This window comes from Methanomethylovorans sp., from assembly GCF_041305605.1.
Classification (GTDB): Archaea; Halobacteriota; Methanosarcinia; order Methanosarcinales; family Methanosarcinaceae; genus Methanomethylovorans.
In genome coordinates this window covers 1-12,325 of sequence record NZ_JBFYLB010000062.1, presented here as the reverse complement: position 1 = coordinate 12,325, position 12,325 = coordinate 1, and the positions used below count along the sequence as shown (strand labels likewise).

Below are 12,325 nucleotides of genomic sequence, written 5' to 3'. Positions count from 1 at the left end.
TCTGTGTGGCTGTTATTACCGGAATGCTGCGAAGGTTTGCCTTGTGGATTATCTTTTTCTGAACTATCGGGACATCCTCTATCGGGATCTCCACACCCAGATCACCCCGCGCGATCATTATAGCATCTGCTTCAAGCAGGATGCTGTCGATATTCTGAACAGCCCTCTCCCTTTCGATCTTTGCAACCAGAAATACCTTCTTTCCTTTGGAATCAGCATATTCTCTTATCTTTCTTACATCATCTGCCGATTCAATGAAGGAAATACTGAAACAGTCAAGCCCCTCCTCCAAGGCAAAGTCGACCAACTTAAGATCTTTTTCGGTGACCGGTTCCAGGAATACACTGGAGCCCGGCAAATTGACACCCTTGTGGGATGTAAGTTCACCACCCACGAGAACTTTGCATTTCACATTTGTACCGGATACTTCAAGACATTCCAGTTGCAAGAAACCATCATTTATATAGACAAGGCTGCCAGGAGAAATGCTTTGAGTAAGTTTAGGGTAATCCACCGGTATTAATGAGTCATCCGAGATTTCTGTAGATGAGGTAAGAATCACTGTTTCTCCCTGTTGCAGAAGAAGTGGCTCTTTGGAAAGCTTACCGATCCTGATCTTAGGACCGGGAAGATCCACAAGGATGGGAATGATCTTATCAATCTCACCGGAGATGTTTCGTATTCTGTAGATAATCTCCCTGTGATCAGACAGCTCCCCGTGGGAAAAATTCAGGCGGGCTATATTCATGCCCCGTAGTATCAGACCCCGGATCATTTCTTCCGAAGAAGATGATGGGCCTATAGTGCATACTATTTTTGTCTTATGGTCAGAAAGTATCATGCTACACCTAAATTATATGTTAATCATTGTCATTGATGCTTTTTATCATTTCCGCATATTATTTATGAAGCAGTACTTCCATTCAAAACAGATTTTTGACAGGACTTGCATTTATTTAAATACTACTGCCATACAACATCAGTACTGTAGTTATTCATCACATCACATGGGGTAAAAAATATGGCAAAAGCAGTATACGAATTGAACGAACAACAGAAAAAAGAGCTGGCATCCATTTTTGGAGAAGGGGTCAATTTTAAAAAGAAGGAAAGACACTTTTATACTCATGATGTCGGATCTTTGCCGTCTGTTGTAAAGACATTCTTAGGAAAAACCGAACCTGCTGCAATAGTAAAAGTAAGGAACGAGGAGCAGGCTGCAAAGCTCATGGAATTTGCCCGCAAATACGATATAGCCATTGTACCGAGGGCGGGAGCATCTTCAGGATACGGCGGTGTCATACCTACAAAAGGAGGCATCATTGCAGATGTCACTCCCATGCGCAAGATCATCAATGTTGATAAAGAAAATATGAAGGTAACAGTGGGTGCAGGGATTGTCTGGGAAAAACTGGAAGCAAAACTGAACAAAGAGGGACTTGCAGTACAGGCTGTACCTTCCAGTGCACTATCTGCCACTGTAGGCGGATGGCTTGCGCAGAACGGACTGGGATATGGCAGTTATGAATATGGCTGGTCCCAGGATACCATGGAAAGTGCCAGGATCGTGCTCCCCAACGGAGAGATAAGAGAGTTCAAAGAAGATGAATTGCAGAAACTCGTAGGCACTATGGGTACTATAGGTATCATTACAGAGGTTACTCTTAAAGTAAGAAAACTTGAGAAGACCGCAGCAGTTTCTGCAAAGTTCCCTGATGCCAGTAGCATGCAAAAAGCCATCATCCTTGTGGGAGAGCGTAAGGTACCCCTCTGGTCAGTATCATTCATTAATCCAGAATGGGCACAGATGAAAAACAGGGCACCTCCAAAGACACATTATGGAGAGCCAGTGGATGAGCACAGACCAGAACTACCGAATGCCTACATCTGTAATTTCGCCTACCCCGAGTCAAGGGATGTGAGTGCGCTCAAAGGTATCATCAAAGAAGCTGGCGGAGAGATATTGCCTGATGAGATAGCTGAACACGAGACACAGGAATGGTTCAGGTCCATGAAGGTCAAGAGGCTCGGCCCATCCTTCATTCCGGCAGAAGTGGTTGTGCCTGTGTCCAGCATAGGGAAGGTTTTCGATGAGATCCGTAAAAAGATAGCACTACCAGTACTTGTGGAAGGTATGGTTGCTAAGGGTGATCAGGCAGTACTGCTGTGTTTCATGCCTCATTCGGAACGTTCTTTCAAGTTTAACATGGCATTCCCACTTGGGATCAGTATAGTGAAGATCGCAGAAGATAACGGAGGACGTATCTACACATCAGGGCTTTACTTCGCGAAAAACGCCGACAAGGTGTTCGGAGATAAACTTGCAATGATCCAAGGTCTCAAAAAGCAGGTGGATCCGAAGGACATTATGAACCCTGAAACACTCACCGGAAAATCCCTGATGAAGACAGGCCTTTCCATGGCAAAGAGCTTTGAGCCACTGGCCCGTTTCATAGGCAACCACTCAGGAGTCGGCATGCAGGAGGTCAGTGACCAGAAGGGTATACCCGGTGAAGTACTATCTCACGCTTATACCTGCGCTCAGTGTGGATACTGTGTACGCGAGTGTGATCAGTACTATGGCAGGGGCTGGGAGTCACAATCACCCCGCGGAAAGTGGTTCTTCCTGAAAGAGTACATTGCTGGCAGAGCAGAACTTGATCAGGAACAGGTAGACACGTTCCTAGCCTGTACCACATGTGAGATGTGTGACCACTACTGTCAGCTTGACCTGCCCATCGAGCGTTCCTGGATGACACTCAGAGAGAACTTCGTCCAGAAGAAGAAGAAGATGACCATCCCGCCATTCGAGATCATGGCACAGAGCCTTGAGAAGGAGAGGAATATCTGGGCCAACTACAGGAAGGACAGAGATGGCTGGCTGCCCAACGATATCCGTGCCAAGATAAAGGATAAAGCCGAGATAGCCTATTTTGCAGGCTGCACTGCATCCTTTGTGGAAAAAGATGTGGCTGTTGGTGCTGTTCGTCTCCTTGACGAAGCAGGAATCGAGTTCACATACCTTGGCGACAAGGAAGCATGCTGCGGAATCCCTATGCTTGTTGCAGGGAAGTGGGACATCTTCGAGAAGATTATGAAGATGAACACTGCAAACATGCAGAAAAAGGGAGTTAAGACAGTTGTCACTTCATGTCCAGCCTGCCTGTTGATGTGGAAAACTCTCTACCCCCAATGGGCTGAGAAACTCGGCATGGAATATGACATAGAAGCCAAGCATTATTCTGAAGTGCTGGTGGATAAGCTGGATGTGTTGAAGCCCAAGTTCAAGGTGCCTCTGAACAAGGTTGTTGCATGGCATGATTCATGCCACATCGGCAGGGCCGGAGCAGGTGTGTATGAGCCTCCGCGCGAGTTGCTAAAGGCCATACCCGGCGTGCAGTTCAGGGAAATGGAACACAACAGGGAGAATGCGCTATGTTGTGGTTCCGTGGTCACCCTTATCGATGAACCAAAGGTAGCCAGCAAGATAGGCAATGTGCGTCTGCAGGAAGCAGTTGCCCAGGATGCAGACATCATGGCTGCTCTGTGTCCATGCTGTATGGTGCAATTCAGGATTGCTGCAAGGGATAACAATGTGAACCTGGAGATCCAGGACCTTGGTGCACTTGCAGCCCGCAGCCTGGGTTATGATATCCCAGACAGTACGAATGAAGCCCTTGTCGCATGGGCCACCTTTGACAAGATGATAGACCTCATGGTACCGGAAAATATGACCGAAATGATGGTGGAATTGCTACCTGATATGATCGACGCTATGCCTTCATACATGCAGGCCATGATGAAGACTGTCAAATATGTGCCTGGGATGGATGCACTCATGAAGCCCATGATGCCTAAGATGATGCCTTTGCTCATGCCCTCCCTGATGCCCAAGGTCATGCCAAAGATGCTCAAAGCAGTGGAAAAGAGAGTGCCAATGCCGGATTACATGCTGGAGCAGATGCCTGACCTCATGCCTGCTGCAATGGCGAACCTTATGCCAAACCTGCTTCCGCAGATAGCACCGCTACTGACGCCTAAAATGATAGAGTACATCAAGACTCACTGAAGAATGAAGATGAGGTAAGGCCTCATCTTTGTCCTATTTGGACCTATCACCTGTGGTCTGCAACAAAGAAGAACACCTGTTATGACCTGCGAATTATTTAAATATCAGCGGGAGCCATGATATTACGTAAATGTGGGATATACTGAAGATGGAACTTCACCCCTGCGACCTTTTTTACGTTGAACACATCACAAAGAGACCTATCAGACCATGTCTTTGAACAATATAATAATTCGAGGCGCTAAGGAGCATAACCTGAAGAACATAGACCTGACACTGCCAAGGGACAAACTTATAGTTATTACTGGGCTCAGTGGGTCCGGTAAATCATCCCTGGCGTTCGACACTATATATGCCGAAGGGCAGCGCAGGTATGTGGAATCGTTGTCTGCTTACGCCCGCCAGTTCCTGGGACTTATGGAAAAACCGGATGTAGAGTATATAGAAGGTTTATCTCCGGCTATTTCCATTGAACAGAAGACCACCAGCAAGAACCCCAGGTCTACTGTGGGTACTGTTACTGAGATCTACGATTATCTGAGGTTATTGTACGCCCGGATAGGTATCCGCCACTGTCCTGACTGTGGAAGGATAATAGAACCACAGAGCGTGGACCAAATAGTGGACAGCATAATGAATATCAAAGAAGGCTCGAAAGTCCACATCCTGGCACCTCTTGTAAGAGAGAGGAAAGGCGAATACAAAAAACTGCTTACGGACCTGCTTACAGACGGTTTTTCAAGAGTGCGTATTGATGGCGAGATATATTCCCTTGAAGAAGCAAAAGACGTTGAGCTTGGAAGATATTACAAGCACAACATAGACATCGTTGTTGACAGGCTCGTCATCAAGGAAGGTATTCGGGAAAGGCTTTCTGAGGATGTGGAGACATCCCTTGAAAAGAGCGGGGGCACTGTGACAGTACAGGTGGTTGAAGGCGAAGAACTGACTTTCAGTGAGAAAATGGCCTGCCCTGAATGTGGAACAGGTTTTGAGGATCTTGAACCTTCGGCATTCTCATTCAATAGCCCCCAGGGAGCATGCCCCGAATGCCACGGCTTGGGTACTTCCATGGAATTCGACCCTGATCTGATCGTGCCTGATAAGACCCTGAGCCTGCATGAAGGTGCAGTAGAACCCTGGAGCACGACTGACGGCTACTACATGCAGTCTCTGGAATCCCTCGCAAAGCACATGGGATTCTCCATGGATAACCCCTATGAGCAATTGCCCGAAAAGGTAAAACATGTGATAATGCACGGTACTAATGAATATATACCCTACGTACATGTGGGCCGCACCGGCGGTATCTGGCAGCACACTGGAAGATTTAAGGGAGTTATTGCCAACATATCCAAAACCTATGAGAGCACAGAATCCGAGAACACAAAGGAAAAGATGACACGGTACATCAGTACCAAACCATGCCTTGTGTGCAATGGAAAAAGACTCAAACCTGCAAGCCTTGCTGTTACCATTGATGGCAGGAATATAATTGATATCACAGACATGTCCGTGGAGGAAACTCTGTACTTCTTCCAGAATGTTGAAACAAAGCTGAACGACAGGGAATACACTATTGCCCGCCTGATATTCAAGGAGATCAAGGCAAGGTTGGGATTCCTTATGGATGTGGGCCTAGACTATCTTACGTTGAGCAGGGCAGCAGCTACACTTTCAGGAGGTGAGGCCCAGCGTATCAGACTGGCCACGCAGATCGGCTCAAGCCTTATGGGAGTGTTGTACATACTGGATGAGCCCAGCATAGGACTGCATCAAAGAGATAATCTGAGGCTTATCAGTACACTGAAACACCTGCGAGATATAGGTAACACCGTCCTGGTGGTGGAGCATGATGAAGAGACTATAGAGAGTGCCGACCATGTTGTGGATATGGGTCCCGGAGCTGGCATCCACGGAGGAGAGATAGTTGCAGAAGGCACACCACAGCAAATAATGGAGAACAAGGACTCGCTCACAGGAAAATATATGAGCGGAGAAATTAGCATCGAAGTTCCGAAAAAGCGACGCTCACCAATCGGCAAGTTAACCCTCTACGGTGCCAGTGAGAACAATCTCAAAGACCTGGATGTGGAATTCCCTCTTGGGATCATGGTGTGTGTCACGGGAGTATCCGGTTCCGGGAAAAGCACGCTTATCAATGAAACACTTAACAAGGTGCTGGCAAAGGAATTGAACAAAGCCAGGGAAAGGCCAGGCAGGCATATATCAATTAGTGGACTTGAACAGGTAGACAAGGTAATTACCATCGACCAGTCCCCTATTGGCAGAACTCCGCGGTCCAATCCTGCTACCTACACTAATCTGTTCACCCCTATAAGAGAACTGTTCGCGCAGACAAAGCTTGCAAAAGCAAGAGGATACCAGGCAGGCAGATTCAGTTTCAACATCCGTGGAGGCAGATGTGAAGCATGTTCCGGTGATGGTACCATCACCATAGAAATGAATTTCCTCCCTGATGTATACGTGCCCTGTGAAGTGTGTCACGGAAAGCGTTACAACCGCGAAACACTGGAAATAACATACAAGGACCGTAACATAGCAGAGGTTCTGGACATGACAGTGGAAGAGGCACTGGAATTTTTTGCAAATGTCCCGGCAATCCAGCGAAAACTTCAGACCTTATATGATGTGGGATTGGGTTACATAAAAGTGGGCCAGTCCTCAACAACATTATCCGGCGGCGAGGCACAGAGGGTAAAGCTTGCCACTGAACTTAGTAAACGTTCCACAGGTAAAACAGTGTACATTCTGGATGAACCCACAACAGGACTGCATTTCCATGATGTGAAGAAGTTGCTTGAAGTTCTGCAGCAACTTGTTGATAGTGGGAACACGGTAATAGTTATCGAACACAATCTGGATGTCATAAAGACCGCTGACTGGATCATTGATCTTGGACCCGAAGGCGGGGAAAAAGGTGGAGAGGTCATAGCCCAGGGCACACCCGAGGAAGTTGCACAGCAGGAAATTTCCTACACAGCTGAATTCCTCAGACGCATTCTGAATAAAAAGAAATGAATCCGGGATTCAGAAAGTGATGGAGCATTTGGTCGAAGAGAAGAAGTTCATCTTCTCTTCAACTTCTCAACAACAGCTTCAACTTGCTCAACTGCAGTTCCTATATACTTATCCGGATCTACAAGGTTGTTAATATCCTCTTCAGTAAGATAATTTGCAACATCGGCTTTTGCCAGCAAGACTTCCTTGAAATGCTTCCCGGTCTCATGAGCTTCCATGGCACTTGAGCGCACGATCTCGTGAGCTTCCTGACGGCCTACACCACGCTTTGCAAGCTCTATCATCACAGCCTCCCCCATGTTCAGACCTCTTAGCAAGTTGAGGTTACGACGGATGTTCTCCGGATAGAACCTGAGGTTCTCTATGACACCTACGCAGAGCTTGATCATATGATCTGTGAGCACACATGCTTCAGGAAATACTATCCTTTCGCATGAAGAGTTAGTGAGATCACGTTCATCCCACAGAGTGTTGTTCAACAACTCCGGCTCCACCATGGCACGTACGATCCTTGCTAGACCACATATCTGTTCGGACTTGATAGGATTGCGCTTATGGGGCATTGTGGAAGAACCAACCTGCTTTTTCTTGAAGCTTTCCTCTATTTCTGCGATCTCTGTCCTCTGGAGGGAACGTATCTCCACACCTATTTTGTCAAGGGTGGTCACAGTGTTAGCCATCCACATGACAAATTCAGCATGCCTGTCACGCTGTATTATCTGGTTGGATACGTCCACGGAACCTATGTCAAGATAGTGCATCACAAGTTTCTGTATCTCTATCCCATCCTTCCCAAAAGCAGCCTGTGTACCTACGGCACCGGTCATCTGACCCACCAGCAGACGGGGTTTCAGCTGTTCCAGACGCTCGATATGACGTGCTACTTCAGATGCCCAGATAGCAAACCTCAGACCATATGTGGTCGGTACACCTATCTGCCCGTGTGTCCTGGCTGCACATACTGTATACTTGTGAGCTTCGGCCTGCACGAGCAACACATTCAGTAGCCTGTGCATTTTGTTTTCCAGGATCTGCACAGCTTCCTTAAGCTGGAGACCCGTAGCTGTATCCAGAATGTCATTGGAAGTGGCACCAAAATGCACCCATTTTCCAGCATCTTCTGCGCATTTCTCCGAAATTCCGATCACTACGGCCATCATATCATGGTGTATCTCATCCTCTATCTCTTTTACACGATCCAGTTCCACAAGACCTGTACTGGTTGAGATGATATCTGCGGCATTCTTAGGAATAAGACCGATATCCGCTTCAGCTTTAGCAAGTGCAACTTCCACCATCATCAATTTCTCAAGGCGGTTAGCTTCGCTCCAGACAAACTTCATCTCTTCTGTACCATAACGGTATTCAATAGGGTGAATTGCCATCTATAGATTCTCCTGAACTTGTTTTTAAAGTCTCTCTGACGTATAGTAAGTCTGAATCAATAAATATGCTTTGAGTGACAGAACATTATGTACTAAATACTACTTAAAAAGAAAAGAAGATGTTAGACCAGCACTCTCGAACTAACACTAAGTTCCCGGACCGAAAGAGGGAGTCTGAGCCGGTTGAGGCTCAAACCCAATGCTCTCATTTTGTTGCTGTTCAGTGGCGTTTTCTTCTGGATACCACCTTGTCGGAAGTTTATAGTCCAGGGATTCACTGTACTCCGTCGGCAGGAAGAATTGGGTTCCACGGTCCTTTAATGCTGATTCAAAATCGGGATCTATGGATTCCAGGGTCTGCTTACATGTGTCTGCTTCAGCTGATTTACCTATCCTATACAGTGCAAAACGCTTGTTGTAAAGTGCTGAAGTGGACATGGGGTCAATAGCAAGGGCGCTATCATAACAGGATATAGCTGTTTCGACCTGACCCATTACATTGAATATGAAACCTTTGTTATACCAGGCAGTTACGGATGTGGGATCCAACTCAAGGGTTTTGTTATAGTAGTAGATTGAACCCTTATAACTGCTGACAAGATAGGAAATAGTACCCTTATGGTACATGGCAGGTACAGATGTGGGATCTATTGCCAGTACCTTATCATATCCTGCCAGAGCCTGCTGATAGTCACCTTTGAGATAGAATGAAAAGGCTTTCGTTCCCAATATGAGGGTATCCGAGGGATTCAATTGGAGCAACTGATCATAACAGGCAATCGCATCATCATATCTGCCCATCCTGTCAAGAGCCAATCCTTTATGATAGATAGCATCCGTATTTTGGGGCTGCTCTGAGATGATCAGATCATAACTACCTATAGCACTGTCAAATTGGCCAAGCTTTTCGTATGCAGCACTCTGCTTGTATAGTACACTAACGTTACCAGGATCGAACTCAAGCACTTTATTGTATGAAGACGCTGCTTCCTCATATTTTTCAAGTGCATAGTAGGCATCACCGCGATCGCATAAAGCCTGAGAGTTCTCCGGATCTATGGATAAAGCAGTATTTGCATATTGAAGAGCTTGTTCATACGAACCTTTACTAAAAAGCACATATCCTTTCTGCAGCATGGCAGGAATGTTTTGAGGCTCAAGAGCAAGCACATTGTCAAAGCACATCAGTGCTCTTTCCGAATCACCAGTGCTGAAAGAAACAACACCAAGAGAATACCATGCAGGAGAATATCCGGGATCAAGCATGACAGCACTCTCGTAGCATTCGATAGCCCATAGATCCATTCCGACCTCTACCAAAGCAGAACCTTTATCGCACAAAACTTTGACAGACATCGGATCAAGCACAAGGGCTTTATCGAAGCAAACAAGAGCCTCATCGTACTTACCAATATTCTGATACGAAATACCCTTAGCATCCCAGACATCAGCGCAATCCACAGTGAAAGCTTCCGGTTGCAGTCCATCGTCGTCGTTGATCGGTTTGATCACAGATCCGGATACTTCATTATTGCCCAAAGGAGTGAGGATTATACCCTTGAATATCTGAAGCATCGTGGCCTTATCTGTCTGCATTCTGCTCATGGTTTCGGTATCATCTGCTATTATAAGATTAGTATCAATATTTATACGTAAATTAGCTTCCTTGTACCCCGGACTTATTGAAAGTGTCTGCTCATAAGCAGAAATGGCTTCTTGGTAGTTCCCTAACTTGTCGAGAACCGTGCCTTTACGATACCATATATCTGCAGATTCGGGATGCAATTCCAGCAATTCATCGTAAACTGAAAGTGCTTCTGTGTATCTTTCCATGGTTTCCATGTTAGAAGCTTTTGCATAGAGTGCAGCTGAAAAACCAGGATTCGCCTTTATGGCCTTATCATAACTTTTTATGGCATCTGCTGGGCGCCCGAGCCTATCCAGGTCCATGCCTCTCTCAAACCATACCCTGGCACATGACTCTTCATTGAGGGCTTTGCTGTAGCTATCAACTGCTTCTTCATACTTTTGAAGCATATCAAAAGCTCTGGCGCGATTGTACCATACGATGGCAAAGTTTGGTTCAAGCTCTGTTACCCGGTCATAGGATGATATTGCATCCTCATACTTACCAAGTTTATAAAAGGCTGTACCTTTATTGTACCAAATATGCGCCGAGTCGGTTTCGAACGCCGGAGATCCGGTATAACATTCCATTGCATCTACTTCATCTATGAAAAGATAAGATGACATATCTGCAACGTATACACCGCTCAGACCATCCGGATTTAGCTGCAATGCACGATCATAACACTCTATTGCCTCAGAATACCGGCCCAGAGAGTCCAGATCTCTGCCTTTCTTATTCCAGGCAGTGGCATTTTGGGGATCAAGTGCAAGCACCTGATCATAACAGTTGATGGCTTCAGTATATTGTTCCAGACTATCATAGCTCTCTGCCTGAAGATACCAGGCATTGATATTGTAAGGGTCCTGAGACAGGATAAGGGTATAAGCTTCGATAGCTGAAATATGTTCACCAAGGATACCAGCGACCCTTGCTTTTCCAGACAGGGCTTCGACATTGACAGGATCAAGCTTGAGCACATTGTCATAATCGGCAATGGCTTTTTCGTATTGACCAATAGCTTCATATGCTGATGCCCTTGAAAACCAGATATTGGAGTCATCTGGCACCATTGTCAGGGCAGTGTCAAAAGAAGAAATTGAATCATTGTATCTTCCTACCTGCAAATAGGAGTAACCTGTATCATACATGGAATTTGCATAGTTTGAGTAGATGCTCAGTATCTGATCATAACAAACCATAGCCTCGTCGTGTCTTCCAAGACCATCTAGAGACCTACCTTTGTGATAGACCAGTTGAATATATTCAATATCAAAAGTTGTAACATTGACATTGTTTAAAGTGGATTCATTGGGAGAAGAGGTGTTAGATGCATCCGAAGATTGAGCTGAATACTGCACATCGAACTTCTCAAGAGAAGTATCATAAATATCAAGGGACTCCTGGTATCTGCCTAAAGCCTCCAGAATGATACCTTTTTTGTACATGAATTCACTGGAATTTGATTGCATGTCCAAAATGGCTTCATATGAACCTAGGGCAGACTGGAGATCACCCATAAGATACTGAGTTTCAGCTTTATTCTCAAGGATCTCTATTGACTGGGGATCCAGTTCCTGGGCCTGATCAAATAACTCCAGAGCTTCCGTATACGAACCGTTACGACCCATTTCAAGACCCTGTTCATTGAACAAACTGGCCTCATAACCCATACCATTAGCACATGGAGTAAAAAGCAAAACTAACATCACTAATGCGAAAGCCGAAGGGAATAACTTGTTTAATGCCATCTGAATACCTGTCAGGAAATTATAGTAATTATTAACCTTATTGTCTTATATTAGATAAGATTTTTGTTCTCCTTAAAACGAACAAATTCGTAACTGTTCTATAGTCCAATTACTAATGCATCTTATTAGAAGAACACATGTGTTGTATATATAAATTATCTGATTAAAATAATAAATAGTGTTTTAAATAATTAGTGTAAACAGAAATCATTCAGAACCCTGATCCATACCTGAGATATCAGCTCTAATGATCATGAAAAGAGCATCGAAAACACATTATACTGCACTAACAACATATACAACCCTGTGCCTATGAAAATACTAAGCATTGCATTTCTTTTCCATACATGCAGAACTGTGATCACCGCTATTGTAAAAAGCTCCGGAGTCCCATAGGGAGACTGGAACCAGTGCACATCCTTCAGACAATAGAAAACTAACAGCAAAAGGA

6 protein-coding genes are annotated in these 12,325 nt (G+C 45.3%); 2 read left to right on the top strand and 4 right to left on the bottom strand.

The genetic code is table 11. The features are described from left to right. A partial coding sequence (pyk, locus tag ACCM36_RS03965) for a pyruvate kinase (protein ID WP_370572438.1) occupies positions 1-841 on the bottom strand: 841 nt, incomplete at its 3' end. Between the two features lie 180 nt (positions 842-1,021). Between pyk and ACCM36_RS03960 the strand changes: the two genes are divergently transcribed. Together ACCM36_RS03960 and uvrA are read left to right on the top strand one after the other, a co-directional pair. Further along, positions 1,022-4,069 (top strand): FAD-binding and (Fe-S)-binding domain-containing protein, encoded by a 3,048-nt coding sequence (locus tag ACCM36_RS03960; RefSeq protein ID WP_370572437.1) that lies wholly within the window; start codon positions 1,022-1,024, stop codon positions 4,067-4,069. Between the two features lie 210 nt (positions 4,070-4,279). Next, positions 4,280-7,111, top strand: coding sequence for an excinuclease ABC subunit UvrA (gene uvrA, locus ACCM36_RS03955; protein WP_370572436.1), 2,832 nt, complete (start codon positions 4,280-4,282; stop codon positions 7,109-7,111). Positions 7,112-7,158: 47 nt separating this feature from the next. Here the strand turns inward: uvrA and purB are convergent, their stop codons facing one another. From purB to ACCM36_RS03940, 3 genes are all read right to left on the bottom strand, one after another. Then, the gene (purB, locus tag ACCM36_RS03950) at positions 7,159-8,496 is read right to left on the bottom strand and encodes an adenylosuccinate lyase (protein ID WP_370572435.1); all 1,338 of its coding nucleotides are present in this window, start codon (positions 8,494-8,496) and stop codon (positions 7,159-7,161) included. A 147-nt stretch (positions 8,497-8,643) separates the two neighbouring features. After that, complete coding sequence (locus tag ACCM36_RS03945) at positions 8,644-11,832, bottom strand: tetratricopeptide repeat protein (protein ID WP_370572434.1); 3,189 nt, start codon at positions 11,830-11,832, stop codon at positions 8,644-8,646. 293 nt (positions 11,833-12,125) lie between these two features. Next, complete coding sequence (locus ACCM36_RS03940) at positions 12,126-12,320, bottom strand: branched-chain amino acid transporter permease (protein ID WP_370572439.1); 195 nt, start codon at positions 12,318-12,320, stop codon at positions 12,126-12,128. Positions 12,321-12,325: the final 5 nt, after the last annotated feature.

Excerpts from the sequence above, each read along its gene's own strand:
- ACCM36_RS03960 (WP_370572437.1), top strand. The coding sequence starts at position 1,022 with ATGGCAAAAGCAGTATACGAATTGAACGAACAACAGAAAAAAGAGCTG.
- uvrA (WP_370572436.1), top strand. The coding sequence starts at position 4,280 with ATGTCTTTGAACAATATAATAATTCGAGGCGCTAAGGAGCATAACCTG.
- purB (WP_370572435.1), bottom strand. The coding sequence starts at position 8,496 with ATGGCAATTCACCCTATTGAATACCGTTATGGTACAGAAGAGATGAAG.
- ACCM36_RS03945 (WP_370572434.1), bottom strand. The coding sequence starts at position 11,832 with ATGTTAGTTTTGCTTTTTACTCCATGTGCTAATGGTATGGGTTATGAG.